Origin of the sequence: Methylobacterium sp. E-046, assembly GCF_022829625.1 — a bacterium.
GTDB lineage: Bacteria > Pseudomonadota > Alphaproteobacteria > Rhizobiales > Beijerinckiaceae > Methylobacterium > Methylobacterium longum.
Genome location: NZ_JAKSYP010000231.1, coordinates 1 through 280 on the forward strand (window position 1 = coordinate 1; position 280 = coordinate 280).

Annotated in this window: 1 protein-coding gene; it reads right to left on the bottom strand. The window is 73.2% G+C overall.

All coding sequences use genetic code 11. The features are described from left to right. Positions 1 to 103: 103 nt before the first annotated feature. On the bottom strand, positions 104 to 280 hold the full coding sequence (locus MKK82_RS24555; RefSeq protein WP_313902120.1) for a LysR family transcriptional regulator: 177 nt from the start codon (positions 278 to 280) through the stop codon (positions 104 to 106).

The window sequence follows — 280 nt, forward strand, 5'->3', positions numbered from 1 at the left end:
ACGCGGAGGTGGCGCCGGACGGCGCCGCCGAGGGCCGCATCAGCCTCGACGGGCCGGCGATCGACCTGCCTTCCGAGGTCGCGGTGCCGATCGGGATGGCGATTCACGAACTCACCACCAACGCCGCCAAGTACGGGGCGCCCAGCGCGTGCTCCAGCTCGGCGAGCCGCTTGCTCACCGCCGAGGGGGCGATCGCGGCCCGTCTCGCCGCGCCGTTGAGTGTGCCCTCCTCGCAGATCGCCGCGAACAGGCGCAGCGTCTTGAGGTCCAGGCGGCTCAG